This window comes from Methyloversatilis sp., from assembly GCF_030698125.1.
GTDB lineage: Bacteria > Pseudomonadota > Gammaproteobacteria > Burkholderiales > Rhodocyclaceae > Methyloversatilis.
In genome coordinates, this window is the sequence record NZ_JAUYNV010000006.1 from 158,510 (window position 1) to 175,084 (window position 16,575).

Consider the following 16,575-nt stretch of genomic DNA (forward strand, 5'->3'; position numbering starts at 1 on the left):
GTCTGCAGACCCTGGCAATGGCTACTTCAGCTGTTCGCTCGCCGCCACGCCCTGATGATAGGTTTCATAGACGATGACCGGAATGCCCAGCGATCCCAGATGCTGCTCGACCAGCGGCTTCACGTCGGCCCAGTCCATGCCGCCGACCCCGGTGGCCAGTCGCGGCAACGCGATGCTGGTGACGCCGGTGGAGCCAGCGTAGCGCGCCAGCGCCTTCAATGCGTGGTTGACCGATTCCAGTGATGCCTTGCCGGGTCGCGCCGTCGGACCGTCACCCACCATTTTCTGGGTCAGCAGATTCAGGATGGTGCGTGTGCTGCCGTCGCTGTCCACGCCGGCCCAGGACCATACCGTGCCGGCCTCCAGATGCTGGCCGCGCTGCGCGTGCCGATAGTCGCGCGCCATCGACGGCCAGCGTTCGCGCAGCGCCAGCGCGAGACCGTGGTCGAAGTGTTCCTGCGGCGCGATGCCGTGCGCAATGACCTGAGCCTGGCTCAGCAGAATGTCGCCCGTTACGTACTGGATCATCAATCTTCCCCCTGAAAGCCGCGCGCAGCATGGGTGTTGCGCGTCAGTTCCACAGTACGCGCCCGCTGCATGCGACCTTTGATCGGGGTCAACGGGGGGTGACGCGCTCAGCGTGCAGGGGCGGGCACGAACAGCAGCAAACCGGGTTGAAGGCGTGAGGGGTCGGGCACAAGGTCGGCGTTGGCGTCCGCGATGCGCGGCCAGAGCCGGCCGTGACCGTACATGCGCATCGCGATGCCCCACAGCGAATCGCCCGGCTGCACGTGGTAGCGCCATCCGGGCAGCCCGGCGTCGTCGGTGCTCACCGGCACCGCCAGGTATTCGCCGGCCAGGATGAGATCGGGGTCGCTGATCGGCCGCAGTCCCGGCGCGAGTGCGCTGGCGGCGTTGTGGCGGTCGAGGATGAACGGCCATTCCTGCGCGTCGCCGAGCAGCCGCTTCGCGACGCCCTCCAGCGTGTCGCCGCGCCGCACGACATACAGCGCTTCGCCTCGATCGGCGCCGGCCGCCGGTTCGACTTTGCCGTCGACAGCGGAATCGGGCGGCGCGCCGGCGCTGGCCGCCACTTCACCCACCTGTCCGGCCAGGTGCGCGAACAGCGCGCCCAGTGCAGGGTCGGCGGCGCGCTGCGCTGCTTCCCGCAGCAGGGCGCTCAGGCGCTGCGCGTCGACGCCGAGCCACGCCGGGTCGAGCGCACCCGGATCGACCCGCAGCAGTTCCTGCAGTGTGGCCGCAGCAGCAACATCGTTGCCCGCATCCAGTTGCGCGATGGCCTGGTTGACCGCAAGGCGAGCGCGCTCGGCCCGCGTTTCGGGCGCAGCGACCGGTCTGGCCGCCGGCGCTGCGCCGGCAAGCTCACCCGAAGAGGGGGCATGGTCCGAGGCGCTGAAGGTCAGCAGTGCGATACCGATCAACAGCAACAGCAGCGCGGCGAGCGCGCCGTACAGCAGGGTACGGGTCGAACGTGCGGCGATCGGTGCCGTTGCCGTTGCCGGTGCGGGCACGGGCACGGGCACGGGTTCGGGTGCCGGAGCGGAGGGCGCACGCTCGGGCACGGCTGCCGGCGCTGCGGGGTATGACGCAGCGGGCTCACGGACGGCCGCCGCCTCCGGTTCGGTGGCGGGCAAGGCCACCGGGATGGCGAGCGGAACCACGGCGGGCGCAGCGGGGGCGGCAATCGAGAACAGCTGCCCGTCCGGCGAGCGCATGTGCAGCGCCGGTGCGCCCCACTCGACCTCGTGTCCGCGGGCGAACAGGAAGGCGCGTGCCGACGTGAGTGCGGCGTCCACCGGCTGGCCGGCGGCGAGGTAGCGGTAGAAGTGACGCGACAGTTCGACCGCGGCCTTGTCCGGAATCGCGAACTGCATCGCGATCACCGCCGGCACGCCGCGCCGGATCAAGGTCTGCGCGATGCCACCGAACGGGTCGACCGGCGATACCGCGCCACCCATGCAACTGTTCAGGAACACCAGTCGAAGATTCGCCAGATGATTGCGCAGCAGCACGCCGAGCCGGCGCCCGGTCAGCGGATCGGGCGCGCGGTCCGGCGTGTCGCTTTCCAGCAGCAGCAGGCCGTCGCCGCCGTTGAAGTCGCCGTGGCCGATGAAATGCAGCACGTGCGGGCGCACCGTCAGGAGCGCCTCGTCCAGCCGTTCCAGCGTGGCGTTCTCCAGCCGCGTGATGCCGATCAGGCCACGTCTGGTCAGCGGCAGCAGTGCCTGATCGAGCTGCGCCAGTTCTTCGCCGATGCTCAGCGGCGCCAGACCGCCCGGGGCGGCGAATGCGATCAGCACGCGCAGCGGCGGCGAAATGTTCAGCGTCGGCGTGGGTTCATCGACGTCGAGCCAGCGCACCACCGGCTTCATCCGGTCGGAGAACAGGAAGTCGTCCTTCTCCGGGCTGTACAGGAATTCCCACGGCAGGCGACCGAGTTCCGGCGTGTCGGTGGTGTCGATGACGAAGCGCAGACCCTTGCCCTGCTGCGGATCGATGGCGCGCAGGCTGTCTTCGATGCCCGGCCTGAGCGTCGGTCCGAACAGCGCCCTGTAAAGCAGGGTGCCGGCGTCGCGTGCCTGTGCCGCCGTGGGCAGGCCGTTGTGGGCAAGCGCGCCCGGGGGGCGGCGCAGTGTGTCGCCGACCGGTACGCCACGCATCGCGTCCTCGATCGCCGGTGCGTCGATCGCGCAGTCGCCGCTGAAGCCGTCAACGGCCGACGGGTTGTTGATATCCACCGTGTAGCGGCCGGACTCGGCGTAGGAAAAGCGTACCTTCAGCGAGGCATAGGCAGGCGCGGCGTCGGGCGTGTCGGACGGTGGCGTGACCGCTTCGGGTTCGGCTGGTGAATGAGACGGCAGCTGCTCGATGTCGGCCACCGCCAGCACGACTTCGGCCGCCAGATTGCCTTCCGGCACCAGTACGGTGACCGAGCCCAGATAGGGCGGCAGGGCGTTGAACGGTGTGGCCTCGACCATCACCGGCAGCACGTGGCCGGCCGGGTCGGGCCAGCGGCGGCGGGCGATCTTCAGTTCGGTGCGGGTGTAGTGGCCTTCGGCGACCGCTGCGGGCGACAGCAGGAACACGAACAGGTCGCTGCTTTCGATGGCGCTGCGGATGCGGTCGTCGTAGTTCAGGCCGGCAGGCAGGTCTTCGCGGTCGAAGAATACGTCGTGTCCGGCGGCCTGCAGCGCGGCATTCACGCCTTCGGCACGCGCGCGGATTTCCGACGCGTAGGACAGGAAGATCTTCAACGGCTGGCTCCGGCACTGCCCGATGACCGGCCGGTCATCCGTTCTGGCAGGCGTCCCGAGTATAGACCGCGCACCGCCCGGCGGTGCGCGGCCGGGCGTCAGTTCGCGGGTGCAGCCGGATCGCCGTCGGCGGCCGGGGTTTCGATGCCGGACACGGTGGCGTGCGTGGTGCGGGCCAGATGCTGGCGGGAATGGCCGTGCGTGGGCAGCGACGGCAGCAGTTCGACCTGTGCCACGGTGCGCGGTGCGCGGGCGAGTCGGCACACCGACTGCCAGAAGGTGGTGTCGCCGATGTACACAGCGGCTTCGGACAGCTCGCCGTGCAGGTCGAGATAGCGCAGGCGCACCGGCTTGACCGCGCGGCCGGCGTCGATCGCAGCCTGGAACATCGCGGCGCGAAACGGCAGCACGCTGCGCCCGTCGGTGGTCGTGCCTTCCGGAAATACCATGACGCTGCGGCCGCAGCTCAGCGCGCTGATCAGCGTGTTGCGCACCTCGGCGGCCGAGTTGCGGCTGGTGCGCCGGATGAACACCGTGTCATTGCGCGCGACCAGCCAGCCCAGTACCGGCCAGCTGCGGATTTCGTCCTTGCAGACGAAGCCGAGCGGCGAAATCGCATTGATGACGAACACGTCCACCCAGGAAATGTGATTGCTCACCAGCAACTGGCCAGGACGCGGCAACGGCCCGTCTGCCTGCAGTTCAACGCCGAGCACGCGCAGCAGGCGGCGCGACCACTGCGCCTTGATCTTGCGCTGCGTGCGCGCCGACACCAGCGGATAGATCAGCGCCACGCGGGCGCAGCCATCGGCCAGATGCACGGCCAGACGCGAAATGCGCCAGCTCATGCGCAGCCCGGCGCGCAGGCCGCTGTCCGAGGCGTTGCGAACGGGCTGGCGGGCGGGCGGGCTTTCGAAGGTCAAGGCGGATGCGTCGAAAAAGTCGGCTGAGATATCGATCAGTGACATGGCGCGCGTCCCGTAAGTTGCCTGAATGTTCGTTCGTCGAGGGAATCCGGATCAGGCCGCGCGCTGCACGAAGTGCCTAGCATAGCGTGCGTCCAGCCGTGACAGGGTAAGCAGCAGCGGCAGGTCGGCCGTATTGAAGTCCGGGTCCCAGGCCGGTTCGCCGCACACGTCGGCACCGGCACGCAGATAACCCTTGACCAGCGGCGGCACGACGCAGGCCGGATGCGGTGTCAGCCGTTCCAGCGGCAGGCGCACTTTCGGGAACACGCGGTACTCGGGGGGGGACATGCGCTCGCTCAGGCTGTTGAAGATCGCCGCGGCGTTGTGACCGCCGTCTGCCATGCTGATGCTGGCGCAGCCGATCAGGTACTGGTAGCCGCCGTCGAGCAAGTAGCGCGCGAGGCCGGACCACAGCAGCGCGATCACCGCGGCGTTGTTGCGGTAGTCCGGGTCGATGCAGGAGCGGCCGATCTCGACGATCTGCGAGCGCAGGTGGTCGAGCCGCCCGAGGTCGAATTCGGTTTCCGAGTAGTAGCCGCCTGTGCGCCGCGCCGCGTCGGGCGCCAGGATGCGGTAACAGCCGACGATGCGGCCGTTGTCGTCATCGCGCACGATGAGGTGATCGCAGTGCGGATCGAAGCGGTCGCTGTCCACGCCGTGGGTCGGCGCGTCGAGCCGTGCGCCGAGTTCCTCGACAAATACGCGCCAGCGCAGTTTCTGCGCCGCCAGGATTTCGGATTCGCAATTCGCCAGCGCGACGCTGAGATTGTGCTGGGCACGCCGCTCGCGTGCGGTATTGACCTGAAGCATGCAGGCGGTCTCCGTGAAGGGTCACCTTCACGATATGTGCGCAGTGTTCAGGCGATATGACGTAGCGGCGACACGACGGTTACAGTGGCGCCCCCCTGGGCTGGCCGAGAAAGCGCAGCGCGAGCAGCGTGATGTCGTCGGCCTGGGCGTGCGCGCCGCAGAAGGCGCGCGTGGCGTCGCGCACCGCGCCTATGGTCTGCAGCGCGCTGCCGCGAGCCGCGCCGGTAACGGCTGCGAGCAGGCGCGCTTCGCCGAATTGTTCGGCGGCTGCGTTTTCCGCCTCGGTCACGCCATCGGTATACAGCAGCAGCAGGTCGCCGCGCGCCAGCCGGGTTTCGCCGAGCGCGTAATCGATCGCCGGGTCGATGCCGGCTATCGGGTTGCGCGGTACCTTGAGCAGCGAGGCCGGCTCGCGGTGTCGCGCGATGACCGGCCGCATGTGACCGGCATTGGCAAAGCGGAAGCTGCCGTTGCCGGTGTCGAGCAGGCCGATGAACAGGCTGGCGAAGAGCAGGCGGTCGTTGTTCAGCGCCAGCTTGCGGTTGATGCGCTCCATCACGCGTTCGAGATGGCCTTTCTGGCCCTGCTTGCGGCCGGCTTCCGAGCGCAACGTGGTCAGCGTGCGCATCATCAGCAACGCAGCCGGCATGCCCTTGCCGCACACGTCGCCGATGGCGACGAACAGGCGCTTCTCGTCGATGAAGAAGGCATCGAAAAAATCGCCGCCCACTTCGCGTGCCTGCTGGATGGTCGCATCGCATTCGATTTCGAAGTGCTCGGGGAACAGCGGCGAGCGCATCGGCAGCATGCCGGTCTGGATCTCCTGCGCGGTACGCATTTCCGACTGCAGGCGGTCGAGCACCATCGAGTTGCGCACGCGGTCGATCACCTGCTGATTGGTCTTGCGCATGCGCGCCGCCATCATGCCCAGAAGATTGCGCGCGACGCGCGGCAGCGGCAGCAGCTCGGAAAAGAACTGGTGGGCATCGATCAGCAGCAGGCGGGTGCCGGGTTCGGCCACCACCCAGGCCGAAGCCGGTTCACCGTCGATGATGGACAGTTCGCCGGCACATTCGCCCGCCGCGATCACGCTGTAATCGCCGCCCTGCGGGTTGTCGAGGTGCACGCGCAGCCGGCCGGTCAGCACCAGCGCCACGTGTTCATTCGATACGCCAGGCGCCAGCACAACGTACTCGTCGGGGTAGTCGCGCTGCGGGCAGTGCGCGAGCAGGCCTTCGATCAATGCGTACGGCACGTCGCGGAACAGTTCGACGCGGGAAATGAAACCCAGCGCGCGCCGCTCGCCACCGCTGCGCCGATCGGTGCCGATGCGCGCGCCATCGCCGGTGGTCAGCGGGATGGCCGTGGCCGGGCGGCGCCGGCGTTCGATGCCGCGACGGATCGGCGCGCGGCCCTGTGCCGGCCCGGCGCGGCCAGGTCGGGTCCAGGCGAGCGTCAGCTGGTTGCGCGCGCCGACGCGCTCGTAGCTCACCTGATCGGCAAACTGGCGCACCAGGTGCACACCCAGGCCGCCGACGCTCGCCTCTTCCAGCGTGGCCGGAGCGACCGGATCGGGCAGCGCGAGCGGATCGAATTCGCAGCCATCGTCGGCAATGACCAGCTTGACCGACTGCGGTTCGAGGATGAGATCGAGCGCCAGTGTGTGCGGCGCCTCGTCGTCGAAGGCGTAGCTGACGATGTTGGCCACCAGTTCCGATACACACAGGTCGAGCCGGAACGTGAGCTCGCTGCCCAGCTCGAAACTGTCACCCAGCGTGCGCAGCCAGGCGCTGGCGGCGGAAATCGCGCCGCTGTCGTTGATCAGCCGCAGGCTGCGGCGCGCATGGGCGCTATGCATCGGCGCCCCCTGCAAGCACGTTGAGCGGACTCAGGCGTCGAGTGCCGCGCGCGCCGTGTCGAGATCGGCGCACAAGGTCAGCAACTGGTCGACGCCGGCGGTCTGCAGCACGCGCAGTACCATGGGCTGGGCACCGAACAGCACCAGCTTGCCGCCGCGCGAGGCCTGGCCACGCGCGCCCGCCAGCAAGGTCCGGATGCCGATCGACGCGACGAAACTGACGTCTGACAGGTCGACCGCGATCTTCGCCGGATGCGTGCTGGTCAGATAGGTGAAGGGCTGGTCGAGGGTCTGCGCGCCTTCGATGTCGAGCCGGCCGTCCAGCCGGATCAGGGTGATGTCGCCATCCAGCGTCTGGCTGTCCATTTTCATTTGCTTGCTCCGGTGTTGTCCGATCGCCGACTGGGGGCGACCGGACGAGCTCTGCAGCTTGTTTCATTTCCATGTCAGGCGTGTGACAGCGCTTTCACTGCGTTGGCGCGTCGCCCCAGCGCGGCATCAGATCGTGCGGCACGCGCAACTGGTCGAGCACGCGGGCGACGACGAAATCGACCAGGTCGTTGATGCCCCGGGGCTGATGATAGAAGCCGGGCGATGGCGGCAGGATGACCGCGCCGTTGCGCGACAGGCTCAGCATGTTCTCCAGGTGCAGCGTGGAAAAGGGTGTTTCACGCGGCACCAGGATGAGCTGCCGGCGTTCCTTCATCACCACGTCGGCGGCGCGCTCGATCAGGCTCGACGCCAGGCCGTGGGCGATCGCCGCCAGCGTGCCCATCGAGCACGGGCACACCACCATGGCGTCGGGCGGATTCGAACCGGACGCGGGCGGGCAGTTCCAGTCCTCGCGGCCGAATACTTCCAGCTGGCCGGGCGGGGCGTTGAAACGCGCGGACAGTTCGCGCGTGGCCTGTGCAGGATTGGCCGGCAGCAGCAGATCCATCTCCTGCCGGGCCACGATCTGCGCCACCTGCGAATAGACCAGCCACACCTTGCAGCCGGCGCCGAGCAGGCATTCGATCAGGCGCAGACCGTACGGCATGCCGGAGGCACCGGTCAGTGCGACGAGGATGGTCGGCGGTACAGCGGGGGAGGTCGTCATCAGGTTTTCTCCTGCATCAGCCGGGCGGCGACGATGCCGTTGAGGATGCCGAACAGCAGCGCGGCGCCGAAGAACACCGGAGCCAGATTGAACAGGCCGTCATGCGGCACCAGCCACAGGCGCGCCAGCAGAAGTTGCGCGCCGATATGGGCGAACGCCGCGGCGACCGAGCGGCCGATCGGTCCGAGCCAGTGCCAGGGCACCGCCTGCAGCGCCCCCAGCACCGCCAGACTGGTCAGTGCGCCGATACCGGCCAGAAAGAATCCGGGCGCAAGAAACTGGCCGGCGAGCAAGCTTCCGGCGACCACCCGCAGCACGCTGACCCAGGCCGCGTCGCGCCAGCCGTGGCGCGCCAGCACGATCAGGATGACGATATTCGCCAGACCGGGCTTGACGCCCGGCAGCGGACTCGGAATCGCCGCCTCGACCAGCGAGGCGGCGATCGCCGCCGCTGCGTAGCGCGCCAGCCGGCGGTCGCGGGCACTGGGCTCGACCTGCAACGTCGCGGCTGATGGCGCCATCAGAATGCCACCGTGTCATGCGCACCGTCGGGCCCGACCAGTTGCAGCGAAATATGGCTGGGTGCGCACACTGCGACACTGCCGGCGCGGGTCAGCCAGCCCTGCTGCACGCAGTACTGGCGCGGGCCCGGATCGGCCGCGATGCGCGCCCGGCCCGGTTCGACCTCGATCACGGTCTGGCCGCGCGCGCCCAGGGCGCCGTCGAGGGCGATGCGATGCGTGCCGGTCAGCGGCAGTTCGGCCACGATGCGCCCGTCCAGCCTGACCTGTGCCATGGCCGGTGCGCCGCGGCCCCATTGCGCGGCCGCGGTCGCCGCGGTGGCGAGCAGGCCGGCGGCAATGACCAGCCAGTCGCCTGGCCGCACTGCCTTCATTTATGCGACGAAGCCAGCGAGCGATGGCGCACCAGCACACGCGCCGCGCTGCGGAAGTATTCGGCCAGCCACTGCGCCATGTACACGGAGCGATGCTGACCGCCGGTACAGCCGATGGCCACGGTGAGGTAGCTGCGGCTGTCCTTCACATAACAGGGCAGCCAGTCGCCCACGAAGCGCGCGATGTCGTCGCGCATGCGGATCACCTCGGCGTGGCCCTCGAGGAAATCGATCACCGGCTTGTCCTGGCCGCTCTGCGGCCGCAGCGTGACGTCGTAATAGGGATTGGGCAGGCAACGCACGTCGAACACCAGATCGGCGTCGAGCGGAATGCCATGCTTGAAACCGAACGACTCGAACATGAGCGTCAGCCCGGCCGCCTCGTCGACTTCGACCACGTCGCGTATCCACTTGCGCAGCACGGAGGCGTGCAGATCGCTGGTGTCGATGCGATGACCCAGTTCGACGATCGGCGCCAGCAACTCGCGCTCGCGCCGGATCGCCTCGCCGAGCGAGGTCTGGTCGTCGCCCAGCGGGTGGCGGCGGCGTGTTTCGGAGAAGCGCGCGATCAGCGTGGCGTCACGCGCGTCGAGAAACAGCGTCTGCAGCTCGGTGCCGTTGCGCAGCACACCCATCATCGGCGGCAACGCTTCCATGCTCTTGCCCGAACGCACGTCCACCGCGATGGCGACGCGGCTGTAGCCGGCTTCGCGCAAATGCCCGACCAGCTGCGGCAGCATCGGCGCGGGCAAGTTGTCGACGCAGAAGAAACCGCCATCTTCCAGCACATTGAGCGCCACGCTCTTGCCGGAACCGGACATGCCGCTGATCAATACGAGGCGCATCGCGCCACGTCGCAATTCGTTCACCGTGATTCACCCTGCAAATGGATTTTCATGCATGCAACATGCTTGACTCTGACCGGCCGCAATCTACGCTTGAAGCTCTGGCCTGCTCCGGACCCCTTGACCGACCGTCCGCCACAGGCCGTCCATGATGATCCAGACGGGTGCGTCGCAGGCGATTTTCTGCAAGGTCCGACGCGCGTCCGCGCCGAGCCCGGGTTTTCGCCCGCTGCACTTTCACATCGAAGGAGCCCGGCATGCGATATCTCAGACTTCAGCGCAGTCAGGCCAACAGGCGGCGTTCCGAACGGGACGCCGATCGATCGGGGCCGCGCACCGAACCGGTGCAGAATGATCCGCTCGCCCGCGAGTATCCGGCGCCCGCCGAACAGGCGCCCGTCGAGCCGGCAGTCGGCCCGCACAAACTGAAGTCGGGTTGAACTGCTCACGTGCTGTCCGTCGGCGTGACCCGCAGGTGTCCGGCGGCTTCGCGTCGGCTGATGTTTGCCAGTATCTGCAGGCGATGGCTGTCGGTCGTCGAACCCCAGCAGGCGATTTCATCGCGCGAGCGCAGGCAGCCCAGGCAGAGTGCGGTGGCGGGATCAAGCTGGCAAACGCCGGTACAGGGCGAATCAATCATGAAACTCGTCTTGAGTTGAAGGCACGGGCCACACGCGATGCGACCGGGCGGTCGAGTTGCGCGCTGATCCAGTTCGCCACCCCCACCAGTTTCTGCAGATCGACACCGGTGTGCACGCCGGCATCATCGAAAAGATAGACCAGGTCTTCGGTCGCAACGTTTCCGGTCGCGCCCGGCGCGAACGGACAGCCGCCCAATCCGCCGACCGAGGCGTCGAACACCGTCACGCCGGCCAGTGCGGCCGCATGGACGTTGGCTGCGGCCATGCCCCAGGTGTCGTGGAAATGACCGGCGAGCCGCTCCGGCGGCACGCGTCGCGCCACGCAGTCGATCAGCGCACGCACCCGGAACGGGCTGCCGACGCCGGTCGTGTCGCCGAGGCTCACTTCGTGACAGCCCATGGCGATCAGCTCGGCCGCGAGTGTGGCGACGATTTCATCACTGACCGGACCTTCATACGGGCAGCCCATGACGCACGACAGGTAGCCGCGCATGCGCAGGCCGGTGTCGTGCGCGCGCAGCGCCACGCGCGCCAGACGGGCCATCGATTCGGCGATGCTGCAGCCGGTATTGCGTTGCGAAAAGGTTTCCGACACGGCGGCAAAGATCGCGATGTCGGTGCAGCCAGCGTCCAGCGCAGCATCGAGCCCGGTTTCGTTCGGCACCAGGCAGGGGTAGCTGACGCCGCGGCGGCGGTCGAGCCGCTTCATGAGTTCACCGCTGCCGGCCATATTGGGCACGCGGCGCGGCGACACGAAGGCGCCGGCTTCGATGTCGCGCAAACCGGTATCCGCGAGCCGGCCGATGAGTTCAAGCCGGCGATCGACGTCAAGTGCGAGCGCTTCGTTCTGCAGGCCATCGCGCGGACCGACCTCGACGATGCGCACGGCAGCGGGCAGCGCCGCCATCACGAACCGCCAGCCGGCACCCAGCCGGGATGACGTCGTTCGAACAGTGCGTCCAGACCTTCCTGCGCCTCGGCGCCGGCATCGAGCCGATGTTCGATATCCACCGCCTGATCGAGCGTCTTCTCATCCACCCGCGGCCGGCCGAGCGCACGCACCAGTGATTTGACCTGCTGCTGCGCACGCGGTCCGCCGAGCAGCAGCGCATCGACCACTTCGCCGATCGCATCGTCGAGTTGATCGGCCGACGCGGCCAGTTCCGACAGCAGGCCGATGCGATAGGCCTCGGATGCAGAAAAGCGCTCGCCGGTCAGGAAGTAGCGGCGTGCGCGCTGCGGACCGACCGCGGCGATCACGTAGGGCGCGATGACGGCAGGTACGCGACCGATGTGCACGGCATCGAACGAAAACTCGGCATCGAAACTGGCGATGGCAATGTCGCACGCGGCGATCAGGCCGGCACCCAGCCCGTAGGCCGGGCCCTGCACGCGTGCCACCACGGGTCGCGCACATTCGGCGACGCTGCGCAGCAATCGCGCGGCGAGCGCCGGCTCGACGGCGATCAGGCCGCTGCGCTCCAGCTCGAGCGGGTCGGAACCGATGCTGAAACTGTCACCCAGCGCCGACAGGACGATGGTGCGCACGCCGGGCTGTGCGACCAGATCGTCGATGGCACCGATCAGTGACTCCGCGAGCGACGCGTCGAGCAGATTGTGCGCATGCGGGCGATTCAGCGTGACGATGCCGATGCCGGCATCGACTTCGGACAGCACGAGCGCGTCGGCATGGCGCGTCACTGCGGGTCTCCCTGAACCAGCGCGCCGCCGAGCGCGCGCAGCGGCGCACCCAGTTCGAAGCCGGGCATCACGACTTCCTCGTCCACGGCATACAGCTGGCAGGGCAGGCCGTGCGCCTCGCAGCGTGCCAGTGCGTCAGTCACTGCGCCATCGCCGGCATTCCAGGCCCAGTCGCCATTCATGTTCAGCGCAAAAGCGCGCGGGCGGATGCCGATTCGCAGGAATCGGCCGTAGCCGGCACGACCGCTTTCGGTCAGCAGCGGCACCGCTTGCACCAGGTCGACCGGACGGACTTGGGTGCTCTGTGCGGTGCCGACCGCGGGCAGACACACACAGATACAGGCGAACAGCAGGCGCGTCAGATCAGGCTTCATGCAGCGAATTCTCCCCGGAAACAACGGCGGACAGCAGACGGTCGAGCAGGCGTTGCGCGTCGCGCTCGGAGGGCATGAGCTGCCGGTGCGCAGCGCTCAAAAAACCTTCCTGGACCGCGTGATCGAACATCGCGAGCAATGGGTCGAAGTAACCGGCCGTGTTCAGCAGGCCGCACGGCTTGCAATGCAGCCCCAGCTGCGCCCAGGTGAGAATTTCGCACAGTTCGTCCAGCGTGCCGAAGCCGCCGGGTGCGGCGACGAACACGTCGGCCAGTTCCGCCATCAGTGCCTTGCGCTCGTGCATGCTGCCCACCACGTGCAGTGTGCTCAGGCCACTGTGTGCGACTTCGCGATCGAGCAGGTGACGCGGAATGACGCCGATCACCTCGCCGCCGGCCGCCAGCGCCGCATCGGCGATGATGCCCATCAGACCGATATTGCCGCCACCGTAGACCACGCCGTGGCCGGCGCGCGCGATCAGCGAGCCGAGTTCGGCGGCGGTGTCGCGATAGAGGGGGCGGTTACCCTCGCGGGAGCCGCAGAACACACAGACGCGCATCGGACAGTACGAATTCGGGTTGGAGAAAGCCTGCACCGGCGAGTATGCCCGGCCGCGGGCGCTCTGCGCAGGGTGAGCCTGGCGGGGCGCGAAGATTTCCGGATCCGGATCGGTACTCAGTCGAGAAATTTTGCCCGGGCGATGCGCCACTCCTGCGGCCCGTCGAGCGTACGCGAGCAACCGAGCGGTACCGGCTCGGCGCCCGGTTTCATTTCCGTTTTCGAGCGGTCGCCGGTGCCTACATTCATGTGAAAGCGGTCGAGCCACACCATGACGGTGCGCGTTGGATGGCTGTTGGCAACCAGCAGCTGCACCGAGTTGCGTGACACGCAGTTGCCGGCGAAATCCTGGCTGAAGGTGACGAACTTCGTCGGGTCTTCGTCCTCGGCCCACGCCATCGGGCCGCACAGCGCGAGCAGCAGCGCACACATCGTTTTCCGCATTGTTTCCTCCGGATTCATGGACCATCAGGTGAGCCGCAGATCTCTGATGGCAGTCAGCCGCCGGTGTTCCGTTTTTTGACCCGCAGTCTAGCAAGCCCACCGTTGCGTTCCGGCAGCAGGATCGATATTGCACTGCACAATGCGCAGTCGTTTCAGGTTACCATTCAAGGAATTCAACGCCTTGGACTGCGCTGCCCATCGTGTCTGCACTCGAACCTCATCCCGCGATCGCCCCGCCGCCAGGCTGCATGGTGCAGGTGGCGCGTGGCGTCCACTGGTTGCGCATGCCGGTCGCTTTCGCGCCGGGTCATGTGAATCTGTGGGCGATCGAGGATCAATTCGAGGATGAGGTCAACAACGGACCGTGCTGGACGCTGGTGGACGCGGGTTTCCCGGACGACGCGACGCGCGCGAACTGGACCGCGGCGCTGACTGGCGACCTCGCCGGTCTTCCGGTGCGCCGGATCCTGATCACCCATTGTCACCCCGACCACTTCGGTCTGGGCGAGTGGCTCGCGAAGCAGACTGGCGCGCGCATCTGGATGTCGCTCGGCGAATACATGACGGCACAGGCCTGGTTCGGCACCGTGCCGGCGTCGGACCGGGGCTTGATGGCCGATTTCTTCGTGCTGCATGGTCTGGGTGCCGGACACACCGATGCGATGCGCGGTGAAAGCGGGCGCTATCGGCAGGTCGTCGGTGAGTTGCCGCTGGCGATGCGGCGCATCCTGCCCGGCGAAACTTTGCGCATCGGCGGTGACGACTGGACCGCCATCGTCGGCTACGGTCACTCGCCGGAGCATCTGTCCTTCCATCGTGCCAACGATCCGGTGCTGATCGCCGGCGACATGCTGCTGCCGCGCATTTCGCCCAATACGCCGACGCTCGCCTACGAGCCCGAGGTGGATGCGGTTGGCCAGTACCTCGATTCCATCGAACTTTTTCGCGCGCTGCCCGTTAATACCGTGGTGTTGCCTGCGCACGGCGATCCGTACGTCGGCATCAGCGCACGCGTGGACGCGCTTCAGGCGCACCATGCAGAACGGCTCGCGCTGATCGTGAGCCTGTGTGCCGAGCCGCAGACCGCGGCGGCGCTGCTGCCATCGCTGTTCAAGCGCGAACTCGACAGTTTCCAGACCCGCTTTGCCATGGGAGAGGTGATTGCCCACCTCAACCACCTGTGGCAGAGGGGTCGTCTGCGCCGCCTGCCTGAGCAGGGCGGCGTGCTTCGTTACACCCAGCCTTAACCAGTTCCGGGGGAGCCAGAGCCATGAATAAACCAGCCACCAAAGACACCACACAGCCCGAGGCGTCGTCCCTGCCGGATCCGGCAGAAGTCGCCAAGACGTATGCCCAGGTTGCCGAACGTGCGTCCAAGCTGCTCGGTGACCACGTGCAGCGACAGCTCAAGCGCGGCATCACGCCGCCGGCCGACGAACTGGGCATCGCCCAGGCCTTCATGGACATGACGTCGCACCTGCTGTCCAACCCGTACAAGCTGGCGCAGGCGCAGATGGGGCTGGTGTGGGACTACTACACGCTATGGCAGCAATCGATGCTGAAATTCATGGGCGTCGATGCCGCGCCGGTGGTCACCCCGGTGAAGGGCGACAACCGCTTTCGTGGCGAGGAGTGGCAGAGCCACTTCCTGTTTGATTTCTTCAAGCAGAGCTACCTGATTTCGGCGCGCCACATCCATGATGTGGTGAGCAACGTCGAAGGCATGGACGAGCACACGCTGCAGAAGGTCAATTTCTTCACCCGTCAGACCATCAACGCATTCAGTCCGAGCAATTTCGCGCTGACCAACCCTGAAGTGCTGCGCGAAACCGTGCGCAGCCACGGCCAGAACCTGCTGAAGGGTTTCAACAATCTGTTGCGCGACATCGAGGACGGCGACGGCCAGCTGCGCGTGCGCATGACCGACACCTCGGCGTTTGAACTCGGCCGTAACGTGGCCACCACGCAGGGCAAGGTGGTGGGCGAGAACGCGCTGATGCAGTTGCTGCAGTTCAACCCGACGACCGAACAGCAGTTCAAGCGCCCGCTGCTGATCGTGCCGCCCTGGATCAACAAGTACTACATCCTCGACCTGCGCGACTCGAACAGCTACATCAAGTGGGCGACCGATCAGGGTCACACCGTGTTCGTCATTTCCTGGGTCAATCCGGACGAAAAGCTGGCCCAGCTGACTTTCGAAGATTATGTGCAACAGGGCCCGCTGGCCGCGCTCGACATGATCACGAAGCAGACCGGCGAAACCGAAGTGAATGCCGCCGGCTATTGCCTCGGTGGCACGCTGCTGGCCACTGCGCTGGCCTACCTGTCGGCGAAGAAGGACAAGCGGATCGCCAGCGCGACCTTCTTCACCACGCTGATCGATTTCTCGGAACCGGGTGAGCTGGGCGTGTTCATCGACGAAAAGGCTGTCGAGGGACTGGAAAAGAAGATGTTCTCGCGCGGCTATCTCGAAGGGTCGGAAATGGCCGGTACCTTCAACATGCTGCGCTCGAACGATCTCATCTGGTCGTTCGTCGTGAACAACTACCTGATGGGCCGCGAGCCGTTCCCGTTCGACCTGCTGTACTGGAATTCCGACTCGACCCGCATGCCGGCCTGCATGCACAGTTACTACCTGCGGCAGATGTACATCCACAACAAGCTGCGCGAACCGGGTGGCATCACGGTGCTCGGTGAAGCGATCGACATCCGCAAGATCAAGCAGCCGGTGTATTTCATTTCGGCCATCGAAGACCACATCGCGCCGTGGAAGAGCACCTATACCGGTGCCACCCTGCTGTCCGGCCCCACCCGCTTCGTGCTCGGCGGTTCCGGCCACATTGCCGGCATCGTCAATCCGCCGGCGGCCAACAAGTACGGTTACTGGACCAATGCCGCGCCCAAGCTGGCAGCCGACGCCGACGCGTGGCTGGAGGGCTGCACGCAACACACCGGTTCATGGTGGACCGACTGGCAGCAGTGGGTGACCGCGCTCGACGCAGAAATGGTGCCGGCGCGCGACCCGGCCAAGGGCAAGCTGAAGGTGATCGAAGATGCGCCGGGCCGTTACGCGAAGCTGCGTCTGGACACGGCGAAGGGTTGATCGA

At 67.0% G+C, this 16,575-nt stretch carries 19 protein-coding genes; 3 read left to right on the top strand and 16 right to left on the bottom strand.

Annotated features, from left to right (window positions below):
* Positions 1-21: 21 nt before the first annotated feature.
* From Q8Q80_RS03225 to rapZ, 10 genes are all read right to left on the bottom strand, one after another.
* Entirely contained in the window at positions 22-528 is a 507-nt protein-coding gene (locus Q8Q80_RS03225) for a macro domain-containing protein (protein ID WP_305631543.1), read from the bottom strand.
* A gap of 107 nt (positions 529-635) precedes the next feature.
* The gene (locus Q8Q80_RS03230; RefSeq protein WP_305631544.1) at positions 636-3,275 is read right to left on the bottom strand and encodes a CHAT domain-containing protein; all 2,640 of its coding nucleotides are present in this window, start codon (positions 3,273-3,275) and stop codon (positions 636-638) included.
* Between the two features lie 98 nt (positions 3,276-3,373).
* Positions 3,374-4,243 (bottom strand): 1-acyl-sn-glycerol-3-phosphate acyltransferase, encoded by an 870-nt coding sequence (locus Q8Q80_RS03235; protein WP_305631545.1) that lies wholly within the window; start codon positions 4,241-4,243, stop codon positions 3,374-3,376.
* A gap of 51 nt (positions 4,244-4,294) precedes the next feature.
* The gene (locus Q8Q80_RS03240) at positions 4,295-5,053 is read right to left on the bottom strand and encodes a GNAT family N-acetyltransferase (protein ID WP_305631546.1); all 759 of its coding nucleotides are present in this window, start codon (positions 5,051-5,053) and stop codon (positions 4,295-4,297) included.
* A 79-nt stretch (positions 5,054-5,132) separates the two neighbouring features.
* On the bottom strand, positions 5,133-6,911 hold the full coding sequence (locus Q8Q80_RS03245) for a SpoIIE family protein phosphatase (protein ID WP_305631547.1): 1,779 nt from the start codon (positions 6,909-6,911) through the stop codon (positions 5,133-5,135).
* 30 nt (positions 6,912-6,941) lie between these two features.
* The gene (locus Q8Q80_RS03250; RefSeq protein WP_305631548.1) at positions 6,942-7,283 is read right to left on the bottom strand and encodes an STAS domain-containing protein; all 342 of its coding nucleotides are present in this window, start codon (positions 7,281-7,283) and stop codon (positions 6,942-6,944) included.
* Between the two features lie 94 nt (positions 7,284-7,377).
* Positions 7,378-8,010: a flavin prenyltransferase UbiX gene (locus tag Q8Q80_RS03255; RefSeq protein ID WP_305631549.1), complete on the bottom strand. Its 633-nt coding sequence runs from the start codon at positions 8,008-8,010 to the stop codon at positions 7,378-7,380.
* Positions 8,010-8,531, bottom strand: coding sequence for a Gx transporter family protein (locus Q8Q80_RS03260; protein ID WP_305631550.1), 522 nt, complete (start codon positions 8,529-8,531; stop codon positions 8,010-8,012). The genes Q8Q80_RS03255 and Q8Q80_RS03260 overlap by 1 nt, the downstream gene beginning before the upstream one ends.
* Positions 8,531-8,905, bottom strand: coding sequence for a NusG domain II-containing protein (locus Q8Q80_RS03265; RefSeq protein ID WP_305631551.1), 375 nt, complete (start codon positions 8,903-8,905; stop codon positions 8,531-8,533). The genes Q8Q80_RS03260 and Q8Q80_RS03265 overlap by 1 nt, the downstream gene beginning before the upstream one ends.
* Positions 8,902-9,750: an RNase adapter RapZ gene (rapZ, locus tag Q8Q80_RS03270; RefSeq protein WP_305631636.1), complete on the bottom strand. Its 849-nt coding sequence runs from the start codon at positions 9,748-9,750 to the stop codon at positions 8,902-8,904. The genes Q8Q80_RS03265 and rapZ overlap by 4 nt, the downstream gene beginning before the upstream one ends.
* 257 nt (positions 9,751-10,007) lie before the next feature.
* Here rapZ and Q8Q80_RS03275 point away from each other — a divergent pair, with 257 nt between their 5' ends.
* Positions 10,008-10,190 carry a hypothetical protein gene (locus tag Q8Q80_RS03275; RefSeq protein ID WP_305631552.1) on the top strand — a complete coding sequence of 61 codons (183 nt, stop codon included), beginning with the start codon at positions 10,008-10,010 and terminating at the stop codon, positions 10,188-10,190.
* Between the two features lie 5 nt (positions 10,191-10,195).
* Here Q8Q80_RS03275 and Q8Q80_RS03280 read toward each other — a convergent pair whose 3' ends face one another.
* The 6 genes from Q8Q80_RS03280 to Q8Q80_RS03305 form a co-directional block, all read right to left on the bottom strand.
* The gene (locus tag Q8Q80_RS03280) at positions 10,196-10,390 is read right to left on the bottom strand and encodes a DUF1289 domain-containing protein (protein ID WP_305631553.1); all 195 of its coding nucleotides are present in this window, start codon (positions 10,388-10,390) and stop codon (positions 10,196-10,198) included.
* Complete coding sequence (locus tag Q8Q80_RS03285; RefSeq protein WP_305631554.1) at positions 10,387-11,298, bottom strand: hydroxymethylglutaryl-CoA lyase; 912 nt, start codon at positions 11,296-11,298, stop codon at positions 10,387-10,389. Before Q8Q80_RS03285 ends, Q8Q80_RS03280 begins: the two co-directional genes overlap by 4 nt.
* Positions 11,298-12,092 (bottom strand): enoyl-CoA hydratase-related protein, encoded by a 795-nt coding sequence (locus Q8Q80_RS03290; protein ID WP_305631555.1) that lies wholly within the window; start codon positions 12,090-12,092, stop codon positions 11,298-11,300. Before Q8Q80_RS03290 ends, Q8Q80_RS03285 begins: the two co-directional genes overlap by 1 nt.
* Complete coding sequence (locus Q8Q80_RS03295) at positions 12,089-12,466, bottom strand: hypothetical protein (protein WP_305631556.1); 378 nt, start codon at positions 12,464-12,466, stop codon at positions 12,089-12,091. The genes Q8Q80_RS03290 and Q8Q80_RS03295 overlap by 4 nt, the downstream gene beginning before the upstream one ends.
* Complete coding sequence (locus Q8Q80_RS03300) at positions 12,456-13,025, bottom strand: TIGR00730 family Rossman fold protein (RefSeq protein WP_305631557.1); 570 nt, start codon at positions 13,023-13,025, stop codon at positions 12,456-12,458. The genes Q8Q80_RS03295 and Q8Q80_RS03300 overlap by 11 nt, the downstream gene beginning before the upstream one ends.
* 116 nt (positions 13,026-13,141) lie before the next feature.
* Complete coding sequence (locus Q8Q80_RS03305; RefSeq protein ID WP_305631558.1) at positions 13,142-13,468, bottom strand: hypothetical protein; 327 nt, start codon at positions 13,466-13,468, stop codon at positions 13,142-13,144.
* 200 nt (positions 13,469-13,668) lie between these two features.
* Between Q8Q80_RS03305 and Q8Q80_RS03310 the strand changes: the two genes are divergently transcribed.
* The gene (locus Q8Q80_RS03310; protein WP_305631559.1) at positions 13,669-14,715 is read left to right on the top strand and encodes an MBL fold metallo-hydrolase; all 1,047 of its coding nucleotides are present in this window, start codon (positions 13,669-13,671) and stop codon (positions 14,713-14,715) included.
* A gap of 23 nt (positions 14,716-14,738) precedes the next feature.
* Positions 14,739-16,571: an alpha/beta hydrolase gene (locus Q8Q80_RS03315; RefSeq protein ID WP_305631560.1), complete on the top strand. Its 1,833-nt coding sequence runs from the start codon at positions 14,739-14,741 to the stop codon at positions 16,569-16,571.
* Positions 16,572-16,575: the final 4 nt, after the last annotated feature.